The 23668-nt window shown below is 61.2% G+C and carries 23 protein-coding genes and 1 tRNA gene; 11 read left to right on the top strand and 13 right to left on the bottom strand.

Features of this window, described 5'->3' with window-relative positions:
• Window positions 1–46 precede the first annotated feature (46 nt).
• From B0G77_RS12200 to B0G77_RS12190, 3 genes are all read left to right on the top strand, one after another.
• A complete protein-coding gene (locus B0G77_RS12200) occupies window positions 47–358 on the top strand; it encodes a hypothetical protein (RefSeq protein WP_133662360.1) in 312 nt (103 codons plus the stop codon).
• 641 nt (window positions 359–999) lie between these two features.
• A complete protein-coding gene (locus tag B0G77_RS12195; protein WP_133662359.1) occupies window positions 1000–1308 on the top strand; it encodes a DUF2288 domain-containing protein in 309 nt (102 codons plus the stop codon).
• Window positions 1305–2651: an MATE family efflux transporter gene (locus B0G77_RS12190; RefSeq protein WP_243750976.1), complete on the top strand. Its 1347-nt coding sequence runs from the start codon at window positions 1305–1307 to the stop codon at window positions 2649–2651. The genes B0G77_RS12195 and B0G77_RS12190 overlap by 4 nt, the downstream gene beginning before the upstream one ends.
• 50 nt (window positions 2652–2701) lie before the next feature.
• Here B0G77_RS12190 and B0G77_RS43175 read toward each other — a convergent pair whose 3' ends face one another.
• Window positions 2702–2872, bottom strand: a complete 171-nt coding sequence (locus B0G77_RS43175; protein WP_166656148.1) for a hypothetical protein — start codon at window positions 2870–2872, stop codon at window positions 2702–2704.
• A 204-nt stretch (window positions 2873–3076) separates the two neighbouring features.
• Between B0G77_RS43175 and B0G77_RS43170 the strand changes: the two genes are divergently transcribed.
• Window positions 3077–3250, top strand: a complete 174-nt coding sequence (locus tag B0G77_RS43170) for a hypothetical protein (protein WP_166656147.1) — start codon at window positions 3077–3079, stop codon at window positions 3248–3250.
• A 258-nt stretch (window positions 3251–3508) separates the two neighbouring features.
• A complete protein-coding gene (locus B0G77_RS12185) occupies window positions 3509–3748 on the top strand; it encodes a hypothetical protein (RefSeq protein ID WP_133662357.1) in 240 nt (79 codons plus the stop codon).
• A gap of 131 nt (window positions 3749–3879) precedes the next feature.
• Here the strand turns inward: B0G77_RS12185 and B0G77_RS12180 are convergent, their stop codons facing one another.
• Together B0G77_RS12180 and B0G77_RS12175 are read right to left on the bottom strand one after the other, a co-directional pair.
• The gene (locus B0G77_RS12180) at window positions 3880–4809 is read right to left on the bottom strand and encodes a haloalkane dehalogenase (protein WP_133662356.1); all 930 of its coding nucleotides are present in this window, start codon (window positions 4807–4809) and stop codon (window positions 3880–3882) included.
• A complete protein-coding gene (locus B0G77_RS12175) occupies window positions 4806–5399 on the bottom strand; it encodes a TetR/AcrR family transcriptional regulator (protein ID WP_133662355.1) in 594 nt (197 codons plus the stop codon). The genes B0G77_RS12180 and B0G77_RS12175 overlap by 4 nt, the downstream gene beginning before the upstream one ends.
• Window positions 5400–5850: 451 nt before the next feature.
• On the opposite strand from B0G77_RS12175, the gene B0G77_RS12170 reads away from it, so the two are divergent.
• From B0G77_RS12170 to B0G77_RS12160, 3 genes are all read left to right on the top strand, one after another.
• A complete protein-coding gene (locus tag B0G77_RS12170) occupies window positions 5851–8091 on the top strand; it encodes a transglycosylase SLT domain-containing protein (protein ID WP_133662354.1) in 2241 nt (746 codons plus the stop codon).
• Between the two features lie 8 nt (window positions 8092–8099).
• A complete protein-coding gene (locus tag B0G77_RS12165; protein ID WP_133662353.1) occupies window positions 8100–8561 on the top strand; it encodes a hypothetical protein in 462 nt (153 codons plus the stop codon).
• Between the two features lie 77 nt (window positions 8562–8638).
• A complete protein-coding gene (locus tag B0G77_RS12160) occupies window positions 8639–9040 on the top strand; it encodes a hypothetical protein (RefSeq protein WP_133662352.1) in 402 nt (133 codons plus the stop codon).
• A 396-nt stretch (window positions 9041–9436) separates the two neighbouring features.
• On the opposite strand, the gene B0G77_RS12155 is transcribed toward B0G77_RS12160, so the two are convergent.
• Window positions 9437–9513 (bottom strand) — tRNA-Pro (locus tag B0G77_RS12155).
• A gap of 197 nt (window positions 9514–9710) precedes the next feature.
• Between B0G77_RS12155 and sixA the strand changes: the two genes are divergently transcribed.
• Window positions 9711–10169, top strand: coding sequence for a phosphohistidine phosphatase SixA (gene sixA, locus B0G77_RS12150; protein ID WP_133662351.1), 459 nt, complete (start codon window positions 9711–9713; stop codon window positions 10167–10169).
• A gap of 130 nt (window positions 10170–10299) precedes the next feature.
• Window positions 10300–11118 carry a GNAT family N-acyltransferase gene (locus B0G77_RS12145; RefSeq protein WP_133662350.1) on the top strand — a complete coding sequence of 273 codons (819 nt, stop codon included), beginning with the start codon at window positions 10300–10302 and terminating at the stop codon, window positions 11116–11118.
• Window positions 11119–11252: 134 nt separating this feature from the next.
• Here the strand turns inward: B0G77_RS12145 and ppx are convergent, their stop codons facing one another.
• On the bottom strand, window positions 11253–12833 hold the full coding sequence (gene ppx, locus B0G77_RS12140; protein ID WP_243750975.1) for an exopolyphosphatase: 1581 nt from the start codon (window positions 12831–12833) through the stop codon (window positions 11253–11255).
• Between the two features lie 204 nt (window positions 12834–13037).
• Here ppx and ppk1 point away from each other — a divergent pair, with 204 nt between their 5' ends.
• Complete coding sequence (ppk1, locus tag B0G77_RS12135; RefSeq protein ID WP_133662348.1) at window positions 13038–15101, top strand: polyphosphate kinase 1; 2064 nt, start codon at window positions 13038–13040, stop codon at window positions 15099–15101.
• A gap of 78 nt (window positions 15102–15179) precedes the next feature.
• Here ppk1 and phoR read toward each other — a convergent pair whose 3' ends face one another.
• The 8 genes from phoR to glmM form a co-directional block, all read right to left on the bottom strand.
• Window positions 15180–16493 carry a phosphate regulon sensor histidine kinase PhoR gene (phoR, locus tag B0G77_RS12130; protein ID WP_133662347.1) on the bottom strand — a complete coding sequence of 438 codons (1314 nt, stop codon included), beginning with the start codon at window positions 16491–16493 and terminating at the stop codon, window positions 15180–15182.
• 84 nt (window positions 16494–16577) lie between these two features.
• Window positions 16578–17279, bottom strand: a complete 702-nt coding sequence (phoB, locus tag B0G77_RS12125) for a phosphate regulon transcriptional regulator PhoB (protein WP_006051991.1) — start codon at window positions 17277–17279, stop codon at window positions 16578–16580.
• 25 nt (window positions 17280–17304) lie between these two features.
• On the bottom strand, window positions 17305–18009 hold the full coding sequence (gene phoU / locus B0G77_RS12120; protein ID WP_133662346.1) for a phosphate signaling complex protein PhoU: 705 nt from the start codon (window positions 18007–18009) through the stop codon (window positions 17305–17307).
• A gap of 40 nt (window positions 18010–18049) precedes the next feature.
• Complete coding sequence (gene pstB, locus B0G77_RS12115; RefSeq protein WP_133662345.1) at window positions 18050–18898, bottom strand: phosphate ABC transporter ATP-binding protein PstB; 849 nt, start codon at window positions 18896–18898, stop codon at window positions 18050–18052.
• A gap of 16 nt (window positions 18899–18914) precedes the next feature.
• The gene (pstA, locus tag B0G77_RS12110; protein WP_133662344.1) at window positions 18915–19811 is read right to left on the bottom strand and encodes a phosphate ABC transporter permease PstA; all 897 of its coding nucleotides are present in this window, start codon (window positions 19809–19811) and stop codon (window positions 18915–18917) included.
• Window positions 19808–20794, bottom strand: coding sequence for a phosphate ABC transporter permease PstC (gene pstC, locus B0G77_RS12105; RefSeq protein ID WP_133662343.1), 987 nt, complete (start codon window positions 20792–20794; stop codon window positions 19808–19810). The genes pstA and pstC overlap by 4 nt, the downstream gene beginning before the upstream one ends.
• Before the next feature lie 113 nt (window positions 20795–20907).
• The gene (gene pstS, locus B0G77_RS12100) at window positions 20908–21939 is read right to left on the bottom strand and encodes a phosphate ABC transporter substrate-binding protein PstS (RefSeq protein WP_133662342.1); all 1032 of its coding nucleotides are present in this window, start codon (window positions 21937–21939) and stop codon (window positions 20908–20910) included.
• Between the two features lie 330 nt (window positions 21940–22269).
• On the bottom strand, window positions 22270–23628 hold the full coding sequence (gene glmM / locus B0G77_RS12090; RefSeq protein WP_133662341.1) for a phosphoglucosamine mutase: 1359 nt from the start codon (window positions 23626–23628) through the stop codon (window positions 22270–22272).
• Window positions 23629–23668 lie beyond the last annotated feature (40 nt).

Raw genomic sequence — 23668 nt, 5'->3', positions numbered from 1 at the left:
ACTCAGGACCAGGCAAACAGCCTGGTCCGCAACAAGGAAATCTGCGATGAAAAGCGCATCTGCCGCGGCGGCCGCTCTGGCTGCCTTGACGCTTGCGGGCCTCGCCGGCTGCTCGTCGACGACGAAGCTCACCTACCTGCCGAGCGGAGAAACGGGCTTCGCCATCAACTGCAGCGGCAGCGATGCCAGCGAAAGCTGGGGCGAGTGCTACAGGCAGGCAGGCGAGGCATGCGGTGCATATGGCTACGACATCATCTCGAAGGATGTAGACAAGGGCGGGACTTCAGGGGGGTCTCTAGGCGGCATCCTTGGCGCAAACGTCAAGAACCGTTCGATGGTAATCCGCTGCAAGCAGTGACGACGAACAGGTACGACGCGCGCACAGGGCAAAAAGAGCCCGGCACGAGGCCGGGCTAACGGGGGTTCGGCGCATATCGGCAAAGGACCGGTTCACCATGCGCCGAAACGAAATCTAGCAACGCGCCTATACCCACGCAATCGATTAATTGTGCAAATAGTGTTACTCGGCGCACTGAGTACCCATAATGCGTCACGCTGACCATCCAGTTAGCAAAGCGAAAGAAGCAGAATGCTGCGACGCGGCGGCGCCGATCGCCCCCCATGTGATTCGCACCCCTTTGCGAAGGCCGCGCCAGCCATACGTTTCAGCCCGTCGGGTCAAGTCATCGAACGTACCTGGCGCAGGCATTGGTGCGAAGCGCAACGCGGTTTTTTTGCGATAATCGGCCGTTTAAAACTTGGTGCGCAAACGCACGATTCCGTTGCATTAATTGTTAAATCCGGCGTGTCTGGCAACCATTGGCGGGCGAGTTGCTTTAGTCATATTAAATACGCGGCGGCATCAGGAATGCCTAAATCGGTCGATAATAGGCAGACCTTAATTCGGCAGATGTAACATTCCCGAAGCCGATATCGCGTGGGCTGTCGCCCGGCGATGGTTTATAGTAACGCCCGCCAGTCCTGTTCCCTTTATTCCCCATGACCTCCCCTGACGCCTCGCCCAGCCCACTCTATGTCAAGCTCCTCGCGGAGACCGCGAAGATCGGCTGGCCCGAACTCGAACGATTCTTTGCACGTGGCGTGCTGTTGCGTGTCGCACGCGACCTCGACCTCGTGAGCGTCGCGGAAGCGATCGCCAGCGACGACACCACGCAGGTCACCCAATGGCTGTCGGCAGGTCTCGTCGAGCGCGTGCAGGCTGAGACCGCAACTGATTTCGCCGTCCGCGACCCGGACCTCTGGGCCGTCGTGGTGTCACCCTGGGTCTGCGTGCAGGAACGCGGTTGAGCGGGACTGCGCCCGGCGCGACGGTGCCGACGCGCTGGCATCGGCGGGTCCTGACGCTTGCCTTTCCGATCGTCATCGCCAATCTGACGCAGCCGATTCTCGGCGCCGTCGACACGGCGGTCGCCGGCCATCTCGACAACGCATCCTATCTGGGCGGCGTCGCGCTGGGTGGGCTCTTCTTCAGCTTCGTCTTCTGGGGTTTCGGCTTTCTCCGCATGGGGACGACCGGGCTGGTCGCACAGGCTTTCGGCGCCAACGATCCCGCCGGCCTGCGAATGAACGTCGTGCGCGCGCTGCTGCTCGCCTTCGCGATCGGCGCGGCCGTGTTGTTGCTGCAGACGCCGCTGATCGACTACGCGCTGCGTGCCATCGGTGGCAGTGAGGCGGTCCAGCAGCATGCGCGCGCGTATTCGCATGGGCGCATCTGGGCCGCGCCGCTCGCGCTGGCGAACTATGTCGTGCTCGGCTGGCTGCTCGGCACCCAGCGCGTGCGCCTTGCACTCGCGACGCAGGTGTTCATCAACGTGGTGAACATCGGCGCCGTGCTGATTTACGTGTATGTGTTCGACTGGGGCATCGCGGGTATCGGCGCCGCAACCGCGACTGCCGACGCGCTCGGCTTCGTGCTCGGCGCAGCGATTCTCTGGCAGTTGAGGCCGCGCGGTCTCGGCGCCCTTGACCGCGCCTCGCTGGTCGATCGCGAGGCGCTCCGGCGACTGGTGGCGATCAACCGCGACATTTTCGTGCGCACGTTGTGCCTGCTCGGCGCATTCGGCTGGTTCGCCCATCTGGGCGCGCGCCAGGGCGATGCGACGCTCGCGGCCAATGCGCTGCTCCTCAATTTCCAGACCTTCATGGCGTACGGACTCGACGGTTTCGCACATGCTGCCGAATCACTCGTGGGCGCCGCAATCGGCGCACGCGACCGCGACGCATTCCGCCAGGCCGTCAAGGTGACCCTGTTCTGGTCTGCCGTCGGCGCGCTGGGATTCGCCGCCGTGTACTGGACTGCGGGATCGTGGATCGTCGAACGGCTGACCGACCAGGCCGCCGTGCGCGCCGCAGCCGAGACCTATCTGCCATGGGCGGCATTGTCGCCAGTCATTTCAGTGTGGGGCTTTCTGCTCGATGGCGTCTTCATCGGCGCGACTCGCACGCATGAACTGATGAAAGCGATGGCCGTGTCGCTGACGGTGTTCGTCACCGCGTCGTGGGCCCTGATGACGCCGTACGGCAATCATGGGCTATGGGGCGCCCTGCTCGTCTTCATGGCTGCGCGCGGCGCGACATTGCTGTGGTATCTGCCGCGCGCAGCGGCCAGCGTGGCACCGGCGAACGTCTGACGAAACGCCCGGGTGGCGCCCGGCGTGCCGGAGCCAGGGCCCTGCGACGGTTACTTCGGCGCGTCTGGCGTATTCAGCATGGACGGCGGGCGATCATCGGTCGGCACGCCGTGGTAGTCCTGCGGATCCTTCGGCGGTGTGCCGTGGTGCTGGGCATTGGGGTCGTTCACACAGCCCGTCAGGGCTGATAGCAGCAAGGCAATCAGGATGATGCGATTCATAAACGCTCGAACAGGGAGATAGAACAGCGCCGCCCGCCATTCGCGGTGCGGCAGGGTGCGTGGCGAGCCTTGCGGCAAGACGCGCCCAGAGTCTACCTGCAAAGCGTTTTCCCTGACGGAAGGCGCACGTCGCACACCCCCTTCCCCGGTGTGCGATGACTGGTCTACCATGTACGCATGGCCGCAATCGCAAAGGAGGCTGCCATGGACGCTGAATCAATCGCGGGCTTCATCGGTCTTGGAATCGGCTTGCTGGTGCTCATCGCGTTGTCCGTTTTCGAGTCGAGGAGCTATCGGCGCGAGCATGGCGGAGAAGGCATGGTGCATCACTGGATTGCCGAACACCATATGCTCGACTGGATGCGCCACAGGCATTGAGGTGCACGCGCGGGCGGCGTGGATTTCGCCGCCCGCGCGCATACCGTCCACTCTCCCCTCACGGCGGGCGGTAGCGGATGCAGCTGCCCGGAAATGTCTCGTCCATTGAACCTGAGTACCTGGTTCGCGAGGTTCACCCACCTTTTCCCTGATTCATTCACCGTCATGCCGACCTATGACGAAGTGTGTCCGTCCGCACGTTGCCAACCTTACATTGTCACTACAGTTACGACACAATGACATGCATCGGGGGAAGAGATGGCGCAGCACAGACTCGAGTCGATCGTGTGGGAGATCCGGAGCGTCGCGCTTCACGAAGGCAACGACCTGACGCTCGACAGCACGATAGTCGCGCTCGCTGAGTATATGGTGCGCCAGCAACGCGAGCTGAGTGCCCGCGACCGCAGTACGCTCATGCGTGCTGCTGCGGTGTTGTGGCGCGCAGGCTTCAATCTCTCAATGTCGGAAGAACGGCAGGCCGACCCGGTCCAGCACTGAAGCATCGCTGTGTTACGTCAGGACATGCGCCCGGCACGTTGCCGGGCAGGGATTCGCGGTCCGATCGACGGCCGCCATCCGGCGAGCCGCACAGGAGACCGGATGCCGGTGCCGTTCGCGTGATCTTCGTGTCAGGCCGCACCGGTTTCGTCGAGAATCGCCGCGCCGCCCACACATTCGGTCGACACCCACGCGCGCACGGCATCGCCGATCAGTTCAGGATGATCTTCCTGCAGATAGTGTGCGCCCGCCCCGAGTTCGACGAGGCGACAGTTGACCAGTTGCGCGGCGAGCGCCTGCGCGGCCTCCGGCGATACGATCGCGCCCGGCTCGGCGTAAAACAGCAGCTTCGGATACGTCGATGCACGCAGCGCGCAGTGCGCCTCTTCCATCAGGGCGTGCACATCGGCGGGCTCACCCGCGATCGGCAGTTCCCTCGGTAGCTGCAGGATGGGCCTGCGCGCCTCGGGTGTCGGGAACGGCGCGCGGTACGCGTCCCTTTCCGCGTCGCTCATGTCCCTCAACACCGAACCCAGCAATACACGCTCGATGAAAACGTTGTCTTCGAGGATCAGCTTTTCGCCTTGGCCCGGCGTGCGAAACACCTTGAACAGTTCGCGCGCGAGTGCACGCTGATGAAATTTGTCCCAACCCGGGAACAGCTGGATGAACTCCATGAACGCAAGCCCGACGACCCGCTGGGGAAACCGCGCGGCGAAGTGAAACGCCAGCGCCGTGCCCCAGTCCTGCGCGACGATCACCACCTCTTTCAGACCGAGCGCATCGATGAACGCATCCAGATAGCGCACATGATCGACGAAGCGATACGCGATTTCCGGCTTGCCCGACTGGCCGAAGCCGATCAGATCCGGCGCGATGCAACGTGCGACAGGCGCCACCCGCGGAATGATGTTGCGCCAGATAAAGGATGACGTTGGATTGCCGTGAAGAAAGAGCACAACGGAACCATCCTGGCCCGCTTCGATCCAGGACATCGTCGACTCCAGAACGTCGACGTGATGGCGTGTGAATGCTGTCGACGACGGGCTTGCTGCGTTCATGACGGACTTCCCCCAAAGACGGTAGCGAATATGATGGTCTTGAAGCGTTCGAGCGGCGCCGGGCTTCGATCGACTTTCATGCGCAGCATGGCCCCCTGCCATCCGGCGAGCAGGAAATCGGCGAGGTCATCGGCGCTGAATGTGCTGGCGATCTCGCCGCTTTCCTGGCCCTGCGCGATACATTCGGCGAAAGGCGCACGCCAGCGTACAAAAATCGCGGACAGTTGCTCACGCAACTGTTCACTGTGCGGGGTGGTCTCGAGACTGAAATTGCCGATCAGGCAACCGCGCGACCACTCACCCTCTTCGAGCTTCGCGGTGATCGCGTCCAGATAGCGGCGCAGCCGTTGCGTAGGCGTGAGGCCATCATCGGCCAGCGCCGCTTCGACGAGGCCCGACACATAGTCGAAGTAACGGACGACGACCTCGCCGGCGAAGTCTTCCTTCGACGCAAAATGATTGGTGAAAGACCCCGGTCGCGCCCCGGCTTCCGCGACGATGTCGCGCACGCCGGCCGCCGTATAGCCCTGCTCCCAGAGTACTTTCTGGCCGGCTTCGAGAAGATCCTCGCGCAGGGATGGTTTCGCCATGCGCAGATAATACAACTGTACGCATTGGCGTTCTAATGAGGGTAAACGCTCGGGTCTTTTACGTGTGGGGGCGTTGGATCGACAGGCTGCGACAGGACGCGACGAAGAACGTCGGCGCACTGCTGACGGAAATCGACCCGATACAGGCATGACAGTAGAGCACGACTGAGTTCGCCGCCAGGAGCGCCACCGTGAGCGAGCCAATCATTGACAATTGCTTGCACAAATTCAGACATTGGCCAATTGACGCTGATCGTCTGGTCGTCATAGCGTGGTGCGTCCCTATTCACCCAGGAGCGCACCGAATCCATGACGAGCAGCCCCGCCTCGAATAACCCGCGGACACCGCAGCCGACCAGTACAACGCCGAAACCATTGCGGTTCGCCTTTCCGTTTCGCGACGCGAAGGGGCAAGACCATCATCGATGAACACCTGTTTCATGCCTGGCTGATGAACGAGCCGGGCGGAAACTTTGCCGCGAGTCCGTCCGGCCTGTGGCATGGCGGCATTCATGTGTCAGCGGAAGGCGCTGGTCCGATGCTGGACCTGAAATACGGCGTGCGCTGCCTGGCCGATGGCGAGGTCATTGCCTACCGGCTTGATCGTATCAGCCCCACGAGCAGGATTCCGGCAAGCGGCGGACAGCCGGAACTGAACGTGCCGTACAGCACCAGCTTTGCACTGGTGCGCCATACGCTCGAATATCCCGCCGGAAACCGGCTGTCTTTCTTCAGCCTCTACATGCACCTTCAGGGCTTCGCGGATTACGAGTGCGAGCCGTCCCAGCCGCGCCCCGGCTACTGGAGTACGCAGGTCGAGGTAACGTCCTACGCCCAGGACCGCCCCCACCCCGCCAGCCAGGGGCAACCATCCGCGCCGGACCGCGCAGGGCTGAGGGTGCGCGCATCAAAGCAGCACGGGACCATTCGGTGCACCCTGCCGCACGGTGCGCGGGCCACGATCGGGCGCCGCGACGGTGACTGGGGGCAGGTCAGCGCCGTCGAGGGTCCGTCTCCATACCCCCCGCAGGACGGCCGGTTTGTCGGGCCGTATGAGGCCGTTGGCGGCTGGATTTTCATGGGCAGCGAGCCCGGCGACCCCGTGGTGCGCGAGGTCATGCCCGATTCAGCGTTTGACCGCGTGGTGATTCCACCCCATCCGGTAAAGGTCGGTGCGGGCGACCTGATTGGGTACCTGGGGCCATACTGGCACACGGCGGACCCCGCGCAGCCAAACCGGATAGTGCATATCGAGGTGTTCTGCGATGGCACGCTGCCAGCCTACATCGAAGCCAGCCGGGCGGCAGCAGAAGCGGACTATCACAATGAGCGGCCTATCCTGCGTATCGACCGGAGCGTGAAACTGTACGCCGGTCCATCGGTCAGGCAGGAGGGGGCCAATGCGCCCCGCACGGCTATTGTGCAGGTCTACAGCCAGTGCGTACTGGACGCGCTGCCCGCTGACTGCAAGGGCTCCGTCGATGACGATCCCTTCAACCACGGCAAGGGCGAACCCTGGTGGAAAATCACCAGCGCGGACAGCCGCTACGCGGATATCACGGGCTGGGTGCGCAACCGGCAGACCCCTGCTGGCCGGGTGACGCGCGAATCCCCAGGCCACTGGAGCGATTTCGAGATGTTCACGGATTCCGATGCGAACAATCCGACGCTGTTTGGCTCGGCGGATGCCTGGCTCGACTATGTCCTGGACGCAGGCAAGCCCGATCTGTCCGACGTGGGCAAACTCAAGCCGCTGGCGACGGGTGTCTACCGTGCCATGTCACCCGCGCGTAACGAAAAGGAAGCCGCCGACGAACTCCTGTCGCACGGGGCGAACAGGTGGCTGCGTTTTCGCGCGTCGCGCCTGATTCCACGGCATCGCAGCGAATGGGCCAGTGAGGAAAGCTATCGGGAACTGTTCGCCCAACTGGTGACGCGTAGCGAGCCGTCGCCGTATCACGCCGCCGAAATTGAACGCATCAGCAAGCTTGCCTGGTGGGATGAGGTACAGGGCAAGGTCAGCCAGCCCTTCCCGTCCAGTCCCGATGTGTTCCATATCCATCCGATCGGGCTGGTGGGGAATTTTATTAATGCACAATCGTGTAATTGCATCAATTATGACTCGATTTGGGTGCCTCACCCAGCGCCAGCATATAAAGATAGTCAAATCGTGAGTTGGAGTCATTATCGACTTCCGATTGACACCTCACCGGGCCGAATTGCCGGTAATAGTCGAAGGGGTGGTGACGCATCGAAAGGCGCGCAAACCAAAGTCATAGATTTTTTAGTTCAGAAAGGTCGTCAATATCACCTGAACAGGGAAGATATTGCGATGGTTCTGGCAATGACTCGTCACGAATCTGGCTTTAATCCCGATGCTGCCGCAGGCACAACGTCCGCTTCAGGGCTGGGGCAGTTCGTCGACCAAACAGCAGCCTCATACGGGATCAACACAAATAGTCAGCGTTTCGATGCAGAACAAGGTGCTGACGCGATGGTGAGGCATTATCTGGAAAATAAGCGACTTGCAACCGCTGGTGGGGCTACCGGTAGAAATGTTTTCGTGATGACATACGCATATCACCATGATGGCCCGAGCCTGGCGTATGGCGGAAAAGCAATCTCGGAATCTAAGGTTATGCCAGTCTTTGATCTTATTTTGAATAATATTTGCTCTAACGTGGCGGACTGAGGGTAAACATGAAAGCAATACTGGTATTTCTGGCGACGGTTTGCGTATCCTGTTTTGCATACGCGTCGGAACCCATCGCATCTGTGGAGAGTCCTGACCTTGGGCCAGTCCCACAAGCATTTCGCTCAACTATCGAAGCAGACATCTCCTTTTCGCCTTATGGTTCACTGAATTGCAAGATGCAGGGGAAGCAAATTCCTCTGTCATCGAATAGTTTGGCATCTACATGGTTTGTTACCACTAGCGAGGCTTGTGGGTGGGGAGCGGCGCTTGGCCCCATATGGCTAGTGGAAAAACCGTCAACTGGCGAGCCATCACTCATACTTGCAACTGGTGGTAATAGTGTGGCGATTGCCGGGAAGTCGCACGACGGGTTTGTTGGTATTGCCATCGTTTCTGGAACTGCTGAGGAGAGTGTCCGCAAGCGGTATTTTTTTAATGGTCGAAAGTACGTGCCGAGCACCAAATGAAAATAAACTGGTTCTCTTCAATAGAAACGCGCGCACGTTTCAAAGAACACTCCCACTAAACGTTAGTTATAAATAGTATGAAAATTTTGAAAAATATTCCATTGGGATGCGCACTTATCGTATTTTCCTACAGCGTGTGCGCGTTTTCCCATTCGTTCAATGGTGAGTGGAACTGGAACGATGTGCCGATTTCACGGACATTTTCGGTTGATCTAAAGCAGCACGGACGCAAACTTCGCGGGCAGTATTGTGCCGTAGCGCAAAATGGCAATAGAGTAGATTGCGACGACGAGGAAAATTCAAATATTGAAGGAGATATTGACGCTGCCGGGCAATCGGCAATAGTCAGCCTCTCGTCATTTTTTTGGGGCGAAAAATGGAAAGGCGAAGCTGACGGCCATTTAATCTGGCATATCATCAAGAACCCAACTGGTGGAGAATTCTACGCTCCGAGGGATGCTATCTTAGACAGGCATTAACTTACTCAATCAATCCATCATACAATATACATGCGCCGCCCACGTTTCCATCATTGGGCGGTGCTGCCCCGCACTTGCGGCATAACACGCGCCCTCGTAGTCCGTCTATCCTCACTGGTTGCAGTAAGGCAGTTCTATTTTCGTGGAGGCGCAGCGTCTATCCGTGTTCAGGCTGAAACCTATGCCACGCGAGAAATCCTTTTCCTGGCACTACGCGATGAGGTGGTGGAGGCTGCGATACGTGCCGCGAATCGTCCGCCGCCGAAGCGATGCTGGCGTGCTGCAAGTACGAGAGGTGGCTGGCTGCGTTGACCGAATTTGCCTACACAGTGCCTACATGACCGTAGAAAACAAAAAACCCAACCGGTTAAGGCTGGGCTAAGTGCTTGATTCTAATGGTCGGAGCGATAGGATTCGAACCTACGACCCTCTGATCCCAAATCAGATGCGCTACCAGGCTGCGCTACGCTCCGACGAATCCGAGATTCTACCTGGGTGCAGATAGCGCCGTCAATCCCGAATTGCGCGACGGCGAATTCGACGCTGCCTTGCGGTTTCGTACACAGCCGTGCGACAGTGGGAATGCTCACCGCAACACGCATGACGAAACCTGCGAGTGTGTCACGAACGCCGTGCACGCCCACGCATCCACGAGTTACAGGAGACGACGATGAACCTCATCCTCTGGCGTCACGCCGAAGCCGAAGACGTCGCCCCAAGCGATCTCGCGAGGCAACTCACCCCGCGTGGCCGCAAGCAGGCACAAAGCATCGCGAAATGGCTGCGGACACGGCTCGACGATAATGCCGTGATTCTCGTCAGCCCTGCCGCGCGCACCGTGCAGACGGTCGAAGCACTGACGGACCAGTACCGCGTCGTGCGCGAACTCGCGCCCGGCACACGCGCCACCGACGTGCTCACCGCCGTGGGCTGGCCCGACGGCATCGCGCCTACAGTGGTCGTGGTTGGCCATCAACCGACGCTCGGCCAGGTCGCCGCGTTACTGCTGTCCGGAAACGCGTCCAACTGGCCGCTGAAAAAATCCGGCCTCTGGTGGCTCGCCAACCGCGAGCGGGCCGGCGACGAACAGGTGGTCCTGCGGGCGGCCATCAGCCCCGACCTCGTCTGATTCATACAATCACCACGCGGCAGGCTTACGGCGAGTCATTGAATCGTCATCGCTTTGCCACGCGAGCGTCACCGGGCGTTACTACATTGGCGGGAAAACGGACTCCTCCTTTTCCGACCAGGAACGCCACATGCGAGAATTGCCGACGCCTACCCTGCCCTTCGCTTCGATCCTGTCCGAACCGCGCCGCCGCCTGCCGCGCGCCGAGGAAACGGTCACCGCACAGCATCGGCTGCAGGTCGCCTGGGCGAGGTCCGATGAGGAGCTTCGCGAGGCCCAGCGTCTGCGTTACCGCGTCTTCGCCGACGAAATGGGCGCGCGCCTCACGGGCCCTGTCGGTCTCGACGTCGATTCGTTCGATGGCTACTGCGATCATCTGCTGGTCCGCGATCTCGACACGCTGAAGGTGGTCGGCACGTATCGCGTGCTGCCGCCGCACCAGGCTGCGCGTATCGGCCGCCTCTACGCGGAAAGCGAATTCGACGTTTCGCGCCTCACGCATCTGCGCTCGAAGATGGTCGAAGTCGGCCGCTCGTGCGTGCATCCGGACTACCGCAGCGGCTCGGTGATCATGTCGCTGTGGGCCGGCCTCGCTTCGTACATGATGCAAAACGGCTACGAAACGATGCTCGGCTGCGCGAGCGTCTCGATGGCCGACGGCGGTCACTATGCCGCCAATCTCTACGGCTCGCTGCGCGATAGCGCCCTGACGGCACCGGAGTATCGCGCGTTCCCGCACACGCCGCTGCCGGTCGAGGAACTGCAGGACGGCGCAGACGTCGCACCGCCGCCCCTCGTCAAAGGCTACCTGCGTCTCGGCGCGAAGATCTGCGGCGCGCCGGCATGGGATCCCGATTTCAATACCGCCGACTTCCTTACACTCTTCCGTCTATCCGAGATCAACGCACGCTACGCGCGCCACTTCCTCGGCGACGCACTGCCCCGTTAGCATCCCTGACGCGACGTTACGGAAAGGGTCGCACATATAAAAAGCCCGACCGGTCGATCACGACCGTCGGGCTTTTTTATCGAGCGCGCGAATATCGGCTCGATGCATGAGGCCAGCGTGCTGATTCGTCTCGCCTACTCATCCGTATAGACAACGCGATACGGAATGCCGACTTTCTCCCACTCCGCGGCTTCCTGAATCAGGCTGTAGTCGGTGAGCGGATTGGCGGTGACCCATTCGTTGGGCAGGCGCACTTCATAACCGCCGTTGACCTGCGCGACGAGGATACCAGGCAAGCCGACGTCCGCACGACGGCGGCACAGCAGCGCTGCCAGCCGCAGACAGAACAGCAAAGGCCACTCCACCTCACGCGCCTGCGACAGCTTGCCGAGCTTACCTGCATGCCCGAGCACGAGCGCCGCGAGCCGCGCCTGATCGGTGCGCGAAAAGCCAGGCATGTCCGCGTTGCTCGCGATATACGACGAATGCTTGTGATATGCGCTGTGCGAAATCGACAGACCGATCTCATGCAACGACGCCGCCCAGCCGAGGAACATCCGATTCTCCGCGCGACGTTCCTCGTCGGGTTCGTCGAACTGATCGTAGAAGCGCACCGCGAGTTCGCCGATCCGGCCCGCCTGCGCCCGATCCACACCATAGCGCCGCATGAACCCCTCGGCTGTGACCGTGCGCATGTCTTCGTGCTGCGACCGCCCCAGGAGGTCATACAGCACGCCCAGTCGCAATGCGCCATCGGTCGTATCGACGTACTCGATGCCGAGTTCATCGAACACCGCCAGCATGATCGACAGCCCGCCGGCGAGCACAGGAATCCGGTCGCTCTTGAGCGCGACCAGTTTCAGCCGGTTGACGTTTTCCGCCTTGATCAACGCCCGCTTCAGACGCTCCAGCCCACCACGCGAAATGCCATGCGTGATGCCGACGTCGTTGAAGCCGTTGGCCTCGACCAGTTCGGCAAGTGCGCGTGCCGTGCCGGACGAACCAATCGCCTGTTCCCAACCCGTCTGCTTGTAGACGCTGGAGATGATCTGGATTTCGCGCGTAGCGGCGAGCTCGGCCTGGCGCATCGTGTATTCATCGACGTTACCTGCCGGAAAAAACGCCCGGCTGTGACTGACACACCCGATGTACAGGCTTTCCATCTTGATCGGCGTGTAGTGCGAGCCAATGATGAATTCGGTCGAGCCCCCGCCGATGTCCACCACGAGTCGCTTGCCTGCGCTCGCCGGTACCGAATGTGCAGCGCCCGCATAAATCAGGCGCGCCTCTTCCCGGCCGGCGATCACTTCGATCGGAAAGCCGAGCGCGGCTTCCGCTTCGCCCAGAAACTCCCCGGCGTTCTTGGCAATACGCAACGTGTTGGTCGCAACGGCGCGCACGTGATCGGGATGAAAATCCCGCAGGCGCTCGCCAAACCGCTTGAGTGCATCCCAACCACGCACCTGCGAAGCGCGATCGAGCATCTTGTCGCGAGACAGGCCCGCCGCAAGGCGCACGGGTTCGCGCAGCGCATCGACCTGATAGATCTGGCTGCCCGCTTCGGTTTCTTCAACGCGGCCCACGATTAGCCGGAAGCTGTTCGAGCCCATGTCGACGGCGGCGAGGAGTTGTGGCGTGTTGACCATCGATTGAGCTGACTCCATGCGCGCTAGCGCTGCCACCTTTAAAGCCGCAGCGCTGTTGAAAGACGCCATTTTAAGCGTACTGGTCCTCACGGTGTCACCCCTTGCGATTGTGGGTGCGTTATGGTCCCACATACACTGAGTCAGATTGACGACACCGGGCAAATACAGCGTAGAATTTACGACAGTCAAAGAATGTCATGAGAACATCATCATACTGTGAGAGCTTCCGAGCGTCCTTTTGAGTCTTCATCCGACATTCCACTCCCGCTGCCGATGTCCATCCGCTACCCCCTTCTGAATCGCGAACTGGGCATTCTGGGTTTCAACGAGCGTGTGCTGGCGCAAGCCGCCGATCCCGCCGTGCCGTTGCTCGAACGCCTGCGCTTCATCTGCATCACCAGTAGCAATCTCGACGAATTCTTCGAAGTCCGCATGGCCGGCCTGCAGGAGCAGATGCGCGACAACCCGGGGGCGCTCTCACCCGACGGCATGTCGCTGCAGCACGTGTACGACCTCGTGGTCGAACGCGCGCAGAAGCTCGTGCATCGCCAGTACGCGATGCTGCACGATACCGTGCTGATGGCGCTCGAACACGAGGGCATCTACTTTCACGGCACCGAAGTGTGGAACGAGACCCAGACGGAATGGGCGCGCAACTACTTTTTCGATGAACTGCTGCCGGTGCTGACGCCGATCGGCCTCGACCCGGCGCATCCGTTCCCGCGCGTGCTGAACAAGAGCCTGAACTTCGTCGTCGAGCTCGAGGGCAAGGATGCGTTCGGCCGCCAGGCCGTGATGGGCATCGTGCAGGCGCCGCGTGCGCTGCCGCGTCTCGTGCGCATGCCGCAGGAACTGTCGGGCTATCCGCATGGTTTCGTGCTGCTTAGCTCGCTCCTGCAGCGCTTCGTCAACGAGCTGTTTCCCAACCTCGTCGTACGCAGCTGCAATCAGTTTCGTATCACGCGCAACAGCGAACTCTTCGTCGACGAAGACGAAATTACCAATCTGCGCGTCGCGCTGCAGGGCGAACTGCCGGCGCGGCACCTCGGCAACGCGGTGCGGCTCGAAGTGTCGGCGGAAACGCCGGCACATCTCGCGCGACGACTGCTCGACGAAAGCGGCCTGTCGGAAAAGGATTGCTATTACGTCGATGGCCCCGTGAATCTCGTGCGGCTGATGCAGTTGCCTGAGATGGTCGACCGACCCGACCTCAAGTTCGTCCCGCACATTCCCGCGATCCCGAACCCGATCGCGAACACCGCGAGCCTGTTCGATGCGATCGATCAGGGCGACGTCCTGCTGCACCATCCGTACGAGAGCTTCCAGCCGGTGCTGGAGCTGCTGCTGCAGGCTGCAAAGGATCCGAGTGTCGTCGCGATCAAACAGACCATCTACCGCACGGGCACCGATTCGCCGCTGATGGATGCGCTGATGCAGGCCGCACGCAACGGCAAGGAAGTGACGGTGGTGGTCGAACTGCTGGCGCGCTTCGACGAGGAAACGAATATCAACTGGGCATCGCAGCTCGAAGCGGTGGGTGCGCACGTGGTGTACGGCGTGGTGGGACACAAATGCCACGCGAAGATGATGCTGATCGTGCGGCGTGTGTCGGTCAACGGCAAGTCGATGCTCAAGCGTTACGCGCACCTGGGCACGGGCAACTATCACCCACGCACGGCGCGTCTTTATACCGACTTCGGCCTGATGACCTGCGACCAGAAAATCTGCGAAGACGTGCACCACGTGTTCCAGCAACTGACCGGCATCGGTGGTGAACTGACGTTGCACGAGTTGTGGCAATCGCCGTTTACGCTGCATCCGAAGCTCGTCGAAGCGATTCGCGCGGAAGCCGATCATGCCCGCGCCGGCCGCAAGGCGCGCATCGTCGCGAAGATGAATGCGCTGCTCGAACCCACCGTGATCGCGGAGCTATATGAGGCGTCTCAGGCCGGCGTGAAGATCGATCTGATCGTGCGCGGCGTGTGCTCGTTGCAGCCAGGCGTGCCGGGTCTGTCGGAGAACATCACGGTGCGCTCGATCATTGGGCGCTTTCTGGAACACCACCGGATCTACTACTTCTACGCCAATGGCGCGGAGGAGGTGTATCTGTCGAGCGCCGACTGGATGGACCGGAATTTCTTCCGGCGCGTCGAAGTGGCGTTTCCGGTCAATAGCCGCCGGTTGAAGCGGCGCGTGATTGCTGAAGGGCTGTCCGCATTTCTCGGCGACAACCAGGCCGCGTGGCTCATGCAAAGCGATGGCCACTACCGTCGGCGTCGCCCTGGCAAGTCGTCGCGCAACGCGCAGATGAGCCTGCTCGCGAAGTTCTGCTCGTAGGAGGAGAGACCGCCTTACAGGCGGCTACGTCGGCCGGGCGCGAAGGGCGGCGCGCACGGCGGCGGGCCCTGTGCGCTTTTAAACCGGCGCGGGCTGCCGCCGCGTCGTGCGGGATACCGGGAACCGCACGGTAAACGTGCTTCCCTTCCCTACTTCGCTCTTCACTTCGAGCTGCGCATCGTGCCGTTGCAGCACGTGCTTGACGATTGCGAGCCCGAGCCCAGTGCCGCCGGTGTCGCGCGAACGGCTGCGGTCCACGCGGTAGAAACGCTCGGTCAGCCGGGGGATATCGGCGGCTGGAATCCCCAGCCCACTGTCGGTCACGGAAAACACCGCCGCGCCGCCGGTCGCGGACCAGTCGACGTGAATCTTGCCACCGTCCGGCGTATAGCGGATCGCGTTTGTCACCAGATTGCCGAGCGCACTGAGGATTTCCGTTTCGACGCCGGTGACGGTCAAACCTTCGTCCGCATCGAACGAAATGCGATGCCTGTCACCTGAGAGACTTTCCGCATCGTCCTGCAGATGCCGGATGACCGCACGCATATCGACCATCTGATCGCTCGGCAGCTTGCCGTCGCCTTCGAGCGTCGCGAGCACCAGCAGATCGCTGACGATGTGCCGCATGCGCCCCGCCTGCTGCTCCATCAGTTCGAGGTAACGCGTGCGTTCGGCCTCGCTGAGCGGCAACTCGCGCATCGTCTCGAGGAAGCCCGACAGCACGGTCAGCGGCGTCTTCAATTCATGCGACACATTCGCCACGAAGTCGCGCCGCATCGCGTCTGTACGCTCCAGTTCGGTGATGTCCTGCGACAGGACGAGCTTGCGATTTTCGCCGTACGGAAACACCTGCACGGAAAGCACGTTTTGCCGCTTGTCGCCCATCCCGCGCATGATCAGCATCTCGTCGTAATGATGCGAATTCAGATACCTGACGAAATCGGGCTGACGAACCAGATGAATGATGTGCTGACGCAGATCGCGTTTCGCATCGAGACCGAAGTGCACTTCCGAGATTGCATTGCACCACTCGATCTGATCGTGATCGTCGAGCATCGCGACGCCGTTCGGCGAGGCCTGAATGGCCTGAATGAAGCGCGAATGCTGCTGCTCGACCTGACGCACCTGCGCGTGCCAGCGCTTCGCGAGTTTGTGGAGGCGGTAGTAGATTTCGCCCCAGATGCCGGGTGCGCTCGGCACTTCGCCGTAGACAGGCGCATCGAGCAATCGCCACAGGCGCTGCTTGTGGTACGTCCCGATGAAACTCTGCACGACCAGCACCACGATCGCGAGAATCAGCGCCGCCCTGACGTTCAGCAGTGCGCCAACCGCCGCACACGCGATCGCCAGCAGCACGAGCGACACAACGGAGCGCGCCCAGATGACGTTCATGTTCTACCGATCGAAGAGAAGATAAAGCGCGCCGCGACGGAACCGTCGCGGCGTTGCAGTCGGTTCAGTCAGCGCCCTGCGTTGTCAGGCGCTTTTGGCGAGCCGGTAACCGCTGCCGCGTACCGTTTCAATCATAGCATCGCACCCCGCCGGCTTGAGCGCAGCGCGCAGGCGCTTGATATGGACATCCACCGTGCGCTCTTCGACGAAGACATGATCGCCCCACACCTGATCGAGCAGTTGCGTGCGGCTATGCACGCGCTCCGGGTGCGTCATGAAGAAATGCAGCAGACGGAATTCGGTCGGACCGAGATCGAGCTTGATCTCGCTGCCTTCCGCGTGAGCCGCGACCCGGTGCGTCGCCGGATCGAGCTTCAGACCGTTGATCGCCACGACGTCTTCTGTCAGCTGCGGTGCGCGCCGGCGCAGGACTGCCTTGATCCGCGCCATCAGCTCTTTGGGCGAGAACGGCTTCGTCACGTAGTCGTCAGCGCCGATTTCGAGGCCGAGCACCTTGTCCTGCTCATCGCCACGTGCGGTCAGCATGATGATCGGGATGTGCTTCGTCCGTTCGTTGTTGCGCAGGTCGCGTGCGAAGGCAATGCCCGACTTGCCCGGCAACATCCAGTCGAGCAGAACCAGGTCCGGCAGCACATCGCTGATCAGGTTCTGCGCCTGCTCGGCGTTGTACGCGCGAATCGGGCAATGTCCCGCATGCTGAAGATTGACCGAAATCAGTTCGGAAATTGCGGGCTCATCTTCGATGACGAGAATGCTGCTGGGCATCGGCACCTCTTTATCCTTGACTGGGTTAACTGAGCGCTTCGCGCTCGAGCGCGTCACGCGACTTGTGTCGCACGTCCGTGCCCTTCACGATGTAAATGATGAATTCGGCGATGTTCTTCGCGTGGTCGCCGATCCGTTCGATCGCCTTCGCGATGAACAGGAAATCGAGGCCGACCGAAATCGAACGCGGATCTTCCGTCATGTACGAGATCAGCTTGCGCACGAACGCGCGGAATTCTTCGTCAATCGCCTTGTCGTCCCGCACGATCTGCGCGGCGGCAACCGTATCGAGGCGCGCGAACGCATCGAGCGCGCGGCGCAGGATCGTCACGGCCATCTCGCCCGACAGCTTGATCTCGGCGATGTTGATCGTGCGCGACGCGCCGTCTTCCATCAGGCGCTTGGTGCGTTTCGCGATCTTTTCGGCTTCATCGCCGGCACGCTCGAGATTCGTAATGGTCTTCGAAATCGCGATCAGGAGACGCAGATCGCGCGCGGCCGGCTGGCGCCGCGCGATGATGTTGCTGCACTCCTCGTCGATTTCGACTTCCATCGTATTCAGACGGTCTTCAGCCGTGATCACCTGTTCGGCGAGATCGAGGTCGAAGTTGTTGAGCGCCTCCATCGCCTTGACGATCTGCGATTCGACGAGGCCGCCCATTTCGAGCACCTTCGACGAAACGAGATTCAGGTCGGCGTCGAACTGGCTGGAGAGGTGTTTGTCGGACATGTCTTGCTCCTGATGCTCCCTGCGTTGCTCTGTCAGCGGCTTAGCCGAAGCGGCCGGTGATGTAGTCTTCCGTTTCCTTGCGAACCGGCTTGATGAAGATCTTTTCGGTGTCGCCGAATTCGATCAGTTCACCAAGGTACATATAGGCAGTGTAGTCCGAACAGCGCGCGGCCTGCTGCATGTTGTGCGTGACGATCACCACGGTGTAGTCGCTTTTCAGCTCGGCGATCAGTTCTTCGATACGGCCGGTCGAGATGGGATCGAGCGCCGAGCACGGTTCGTCGAGGAGCAGCACTTCGGGGCGGATCGCGATACCGCGGGCGATGCACAGGCGCTGCTGCTGGCCGCCTGAGAGGCCGTAGCCGCTCTGGCCGAGCTTGTCTTTCACTTCGTTCCAGAGCGCCGCTTTCGTCAGCGCCCATTCGACGCGATCATCCATCTCCGAGCGCGACAGCGACTCGAACATCTTTACGCCGAACGCGATGTTGTCGTAGATCGACATCGGAAACGGCGTCGGCTTCTGGAACACCATGCCGATCCGGGCGCGCAGCAGCGAGATATCGCGCTTCGAGACCAGCAGGTTCTCGCCGTCCATCAGGATTTCGCCTTCCGCACGCTGCTCCGGATAAAGCGCATACATCTTGTTGAACGTGCGCAGCAGGGTCGACTTTCCGCAGCCCGACGGGCCGATAAACGCCGTCACCTTGCCTTCGGGGATGCGCAGGTTGATGTTCTTCAGCGCGTGATATTTGCCGTAGAAGAAGTTCAGGTCGTTGACCTCGATCTTCGGCCGCGACGGCGCGAGCGCGTTGTCGCCCTGGGCGGGATCGAAACCGGCTGGCGCGGCAGGACGCGCGGCGGTGTTGAGGTGACTTTCTGCCATATTCATCGGAATGATTCCGCCCTTACTTATTCGAGAAGATCGTGCGCGCGAGGATGTTCAACCCCAGCACCCCGAGCGTGATCAGGAACACGCCGGCCCACGCAAGCGATTGCCACTGCGCGAACGGGCTCATGGCGAACTTGAAGATCGTAACCGGCAGGTTCGCGACCGGCTGGTTCATGTTCCACGTAAAGAACTGGTTCGACAACGCGGTAAAGAGGAGAGGCGCCGTTTCGCCGGCAATCCGCGCGACGCCGAGCAGCACGCCTGTCACGATACCTGCAACCGAAGCCTTCAGCGTGATCGACATCACCATCTTCCACTTCGGTGTGCCGAGTGCGAAGGCGGCCTCGCGCAATGCGTTCGGCACTAGCTTCAACATGTTTTCGGTCGTGCGGATCACGATCGGAATCTGCAGCAACGCGAGCGCGACGACTCCGGCCCAGCCGCTGAAGTGCCCCATTTTTGCCACCACGAGCGCATACACGAAGAGACCCACGACGATCGATGGTGCAGAAAGCAGGATGTCGTTGATAAAGCGCGTGACACTCGCGAGCCAGCCTTTCTGGCCATATTCGGCGAGATAGACGCCCGCGAGAATGCCGATCGGCGTGCCGATGAACGTGGCAGCCGCCACCAGCATCAGGCTGCCGACGATTGCGTTCGCAAGACCACCGCCGTCGGTGTTCGGCGGCGGCGTCGACTGTGTGAACAGTTCGACCGACAGACCACCGATGCCGAGGCGCAGCGTCGTAAACAGGATCCAGACCAGCCACAGCAGACCGAAGGCCATCGCGGCCAGAGACAACGTCAGCGCGATCGCGTTGGTCGTCTTGCGGCGGCGCTGGAGGCGATTGCGCATCGCTTCCAGTCTGGCTGGATCAGACGATCCGGGCATCTTCATGACGGGATCGCTCATTTCGCGCCCTCCCCTTTTTCGAGGCGAAGCAGCATGATCTTCGAGATCGAGAGCACGATGAAGGTAATCACAAACAGGATGAGGCCGAGTTCCATCAACGCTGCCGTATGCAGGCCGGGGCTCGCCTCGGCGAATTCGTTGGCGAGCGCGGACGTAATGCTGTTACCCGGGGAAAATAGCGAGATGTTGTCGAGGAGGTTGGTATTGCCGATCACGAACGTGACCGCCATCGTCTCACCGAGCGCACGACCGAGACCGAGCATCACGCCGCCGATCACACCAGTCTTCGTAAACGGCAGGACGATTTTCCACATCACTTCCCACGTGGTGCAGCCGATGCCATACGCAGATTCCTTCAACAGCACCGGCGTGACTTCGAACACGTCGCGCATCACCGAGGCGATGTACGGAATGATCATGATCGCGAGGATCACGCCCGCGCACAGAAGACCGATGCCGATCGGCGGCCCGCGGAACAAGGCGCCGAAATACGGAATGGGGCCGAGCACGTGGCCGAGCGGTTTCTGGAAATAGGTCGCGAAAATCGGCGAGAAAACCAGCAAACCCCACATGCCGTAGACGATCGACGGGATCGCAGCGAGCAGTTCGATTGCGGTGCCGAGCGGCCGGCGCAACCACGCGGGCGACAGTTCAGTCAGGAACAGGGCGATGCCGAAACTCACCGGCACCGCGATGATGAGCGCAATGATCGATGTCGCAATCGTGCCGTAGATGGGCACCAGTGCCCCGAACTGGTCGCTGGGTGGATCCCAGTCGGCCGTCCACAGGAAGCTCAGGCCGAACTTCTGGATCGTTGGCATCGACGCCACGATCAGCGACACAATGATGCCGCCGAGCAGCAACAGGGTAACGACGGCGGCCGCTCGTGTGAGGCCGCCAAAAATGATATCGCCGGCGCGACTGGGTGCTTTCTGCTCCGCCGCGCTGCCGGGCGGGGTCGACACAATGTGGATGTCGGACATGTCAGCCTTCTGAGCCTGTTTCCAGAAGCTGCACGGCACAATACCCTGCAGCTGATACTGCAAACCGCCCGGCCTCATGTGAGCCCGGACGGCACGTCTTCAGACCGTACAGCTTACTCTGCGACCGTCTTGCCCGAAGCGTCTTTCACCTTCTCTTTCCACTGCGTGCGGATTTCCGACACAACCGATTCCGGCAGCGAGATGTAGTCGAGATCGTTAGCAGCCTGACCGCCGTTCTTGAACGCCCAGTCGAAGAACTTCAAGGTTTCCTTGCCTTGCTCGGGCTTTTCCTGTGCCGTGTGCAGCAGCACGAACGTCGCGCCGACGATCGGCCAGGCGTTCTTGCCCGGCTCGTCCGTCAGGATCTGGTAGAACGACTTCGACCAGTCCGCGCCCGCTGCCGCTGCCTTGAACGTTTCCGTCTTCGGTTCGACCACCGTGCCCGACGAATTCTTCATGCCGACGTATGTCATGTGGTTCTGCTTGGCATACGCCCATTCCACATAGCCGATTGCGCCCGGCAGACGCTGCACGAACGCCGCGACGCCGTCGTTACCCTTGCCGCCCGTACCCGTCGGCCAGTTGACCGTCGAACCTTCGCCAATCTTCGACTTCCATTCCGGGTTTACCTTCGACAGGTAGTTCGTCCAGATGAAGCTCGTGCCCGAGCCGTCTGCACGGCGCACCACGGCGATGTCCGTATCCGGCAGCTTGGCCTTCGGGTTCAGCGCGGCGATAGCCGGATCATTCCATTTCTTGATCTTGCCCAGGTAGATGTCGCCGAGCACTTCGCCCGACAGCGTCAGTTCGCCAGCCGTCACGCCCGGCACGTTGACGACCGGCACCACGCCGCCGACCACCGTCGGGAACTGGAACAGGCCTTCTTTCGCGAGTTGGTCATCCTTCAGCGGCGCATCGGAGCCCGCGAAATCGACCGTCTTCGCGACGATCTGCTTCACTCCACCCGACGAACCGATACCCTGGTAGTTAACTTTGCCGCCGCCCGTCTTCTGATAGGCGTCGGCCCATTTCGTATAGATCGGTGCTGCGAAGGTGCTGCCCGCGCCGGTGATGTCGGTGGCTTGCGCTGCGATAGCGAAAAGCGCGCCAGCCATGCCAGCGAACGCGGTTTGCATCAATTTCATGAGACCTCCAGTGGTGTGAGCGGATTACACGACACCGCGAAGAATAGGGGCTCTTTGTGACAGTAACGTGACTATTCGTGAAGATGACGTGACAGTTTTATTACCGGAATGAAAGGTGCAAAGGTGTTGAGGAGTGGGCGTCAGCGCGCCTCATTTCCGAGTCGCGTCTGGGGCGGCGGAGTGGGTCTGGAAGGACTCGTGAGAGCGCCCTGCGGAATCCCTGCCAAGGGGCAGGAAACAGGGGCAAAACAGGAGGGAGGGAGATCGGCGCCACCTTGTGTACGCTCTCTCTCCCTGGTGCGGGCCGGAAGTCTATCCAGCCGCCGGCTTTCAGGACGTCGCCTGCTTGACGACGTCTGCGATCGACTCGGCGTACCGGGCGGCGTCGCGCTCGCTTTGCGCCTCGACCATAACGCGCAATACCGGCTCCGTGCCGGAAGCGCGAATCAGCACGCGACCGGTGTCGTTCAACGCGATTTCGGCTTCGCGGATCGCGCGGCGGATCGCATCGCTACCCTTCCAGTCCGCTCCGGGCTGCATCCGCACGTTGATCAGCTTCTGCGGGAATAGCGTGACGCCTTGCAGCAGATCGGCGAGTGTCTTGCCGCTACGCTTCATCGCCGCGAGCACGAGTAGCGACGACACGATGCCATCGCCCGTCGAATGGCGATCAAGCGACAGGATATGCCCCGACCCTTCGGCCCCCAGCTGCCAGCCGTGTTCGTGCAGCTGCTCGAGCACATAGCGGTCGCCGACCGCAGCGCGGACGAACTTCACGCCCGCGCGCTGCAACGCCACTTCGACGGCCATATTGGTCATCAACGTCCCGACGGCACCTTCGACCTTCCCTTCAGTCGCGATGCGATCCTGCACGAGCAGATACAGCAGTTCGTCGCCATTGTAGAGACGCCCCGTAGCATCGACGACCTGCAGACGGTCAGCGTCGCCATCGAGCGCAATACCGAGGTCCGCGCGATTCGCACGGACCGCGCGCACCAGTGCGTCCGGCGCGGTAGCACCAACGCCGTCATTGATGTTGAAGCCGTTCGGCGCCACGCCGATCGGAATCACATCCGCGCCCAGTTCATGGAATACGTGCGGCGCGATGTCGTACGCGGCGCCGTGCGCACAATCGATCACGAGCTTCATGCCACGCAGATCGAACGCCGCTGGAAACGTGCTCTTGCAGAACTCAATATATCGACCGGCGGCGTCGTCGAGGCGCCGCGCCTTGCCGAGTTGCTCGGAAGCAGCGCATGCGAGCGGTTCGTTGAGTTGCTCTTCGATCTGCGATTCGACCTCGTCCGGCAGCTTGTTGCCGTCCGCGGAGAAGAACTTGATGCCGTTGTCGTAATACGGATTGTGCGACGCGCTGATCACTACGCCCGCAGCAAGACGTAGCGCGCGCGTCAGGTAGGCGATGCCGGGGGTCGGCATCGGGCCGGCCAGCATCACGTCGACGCCGGCCGCCGAGAAGCCCGCTTCCAGCGCCGCCTCGAGCATATAGCCCGACACCCGCGTGTCCTTGCCAATCAGGATCGTCGGGCGAGCGCCAGTCTTCGCCCAGTGTTCCGCACCCGCGAGCACCTTGCCTGCGGCATAGCCCAGCCGCAATACAAAATCAGGCGTAATCGGCGCTTCGCCGACCTTGCCTCGAATCCCGTCAGTACCAAAATAGCGGCGTGCCATCGTTAACTGCCCCTCCTTCGCTTCGGTGTTCCGTGAATGG

The sequence above is a fragment of the Paraburkholderia sp. BL10I2N1 genome (assembly GCF_004361815.1).
Classification (GTDB): Bacteria; Pseudomonadota; Gammaproteobacteria; order Burkholderiales; family Burkholderiaceae; genus Paraburkholderia.
The sequence above is the reverse complement of the archived record's forward strand: the minus strand, read 5'-3'. Positions and strand labels throughout refer to the sequence as shown.

Coding starts and splice junctions, on each gene's coding strand:
- B0G77_RS12200 (WP_133662360.1), top strand. CDS start 47: ATGAAAAGCGCATCTGCCGCGGCGGCCGCTCTGGCTGCCTTGACGCTT.
- B0G77_RS12195 (WP_133662359.1), top strand. CDS start 1,000: ATGACCTCCCCTGACGCCTCGCCCAGCCCACTCTATGTCAAGCTCCTC.
- B0G77_RS43175 (WP_166656148.1), bottom strand. CDS start 2,872: ATGAATCGCATCATCCTGATTGCCTTGCTGCTATCAGCCCTGACGGGC.
- B0G77_RS43170 (WP_166656147.1), top strand. CDS start 3,077: ATGGACGCTGAATCAATCGCGGGCTTCATCGGTCTTGGAATCGGCTTG.
- B0G77_RS12185 (WP_133662357.1), top strand. CDS start 3,509: ATGGCGCAGCACAGACTCGAGTCGATCGTGTGGGAGATCCGGAGCGTC.
- B0G77_RS12180 (WP_133662356.1), bottom strand. CDS start 4,809: ATGAACGCAGCAAGCCCGTCGTCGACAGCATTCACACGCCATCACGTC.
- B0G77_RS12175 (WP_133662355.1), bottom strand. CDS start 5,399: ATGGCGAAACCATCCCTGCGCGAGGATCTTCTCGAAGCCGGCCAGAAA.
- B0G77_RS12170 (WP_133662354.1), top strand. CDS start 5,851: ATGAACGAGCCGGGCGGAAACTTTGCCGCGAGTCCGTCCGGCCTGTGG.
- B0G77_RS12165 (WP_133662353.1), top strand. CDS start 8,100: ATGAAAGCAATACTGGTATTTCTGGCGACGGTTTGCGTATCCTGTTTT.
- B0G77_RS12160 (WP_133662352.1), top strand. CDS start 8,639: ATGAAAATTTTGAAAAATATTCCATTGGGATGCGCACTTATCGTATTT.
- sixA (WP_133662351.1), top strand. CDS start 9,711: ATGAACCTCATCCTCTGGCGTCACGCCGAAGCCGAAGACGTCGCCCCA.
- B0G77_RS12145 (WP_133662350.1), top strand. CDS start 10,300: ATGCGAGAATTGCCGACGCCTACCCTGCCCTTCGCTTCGATCCTGTCC.
- ppx (WP_243750975.1), bottom strand. CDS start 12,833: ATGGCGTCTTTCAACAGCGCTGCGGCTTTAAAGGTGGCAGCGCTAGCG.
- ppk1 (WP_133662348.1), top strand. CDS start 13,038: ATGTCCATCCGCTACCCCCTTCTGAATCGCGAACTGGGCATTCTGGGT.
- phoR (WP_133662347.1), bottom strand. CDS start 16,493: ATGAACGTCATCTGGGCGCGCTCCGTTGTGTCGCTCGTGCTGCTGGCG.
- phoB (WP_006051991.1), bottom strand. CDS start 17,279: ATGCCCAGCAGCATTCTCGTCATCGAAGATGAGCCCGCAATTTCCGAA.
- phoU (WP_133662346.1), bottom strand. CDS start 18,009: ATGTCCGACAAACACCTCTCCAGCCAGTTCGACGCCGACCTGAATCTC.
- pstB (WP_133662345.1), bottom strand. CDS start 18,898: ATGAATATGGCAGAAAGTCACCTCAACACCGCCGCGCGTCCTGCCGCG.
- pstA (WP_133662344.1), bottom strand. CDS start 19,811: ATGAGCGATCCCGTCATGAAGATGCCCGGATCGTCTGATCCAGCCAGA.
- pstC (WP_133662343.1), bottom strand. CDS start 20,794: ATGTCCGACATCCACATTGTGTCGACCCCGCCCGGCAGCGCGGCGGAG.
- pstS (WP_133662342.1), bottom strand. CDS start 21,939: ATGAAATTGATGCAAACCGCGTTCGCTGGCATGGCTGGCGCGCTTTTC.
- glmM (WP_133662341.1), bottom strand. CDS start 23,628: ATGGCACGCCGCTATTTTGGTACTGACGGGATTCGAGGCAAGGTCGGC.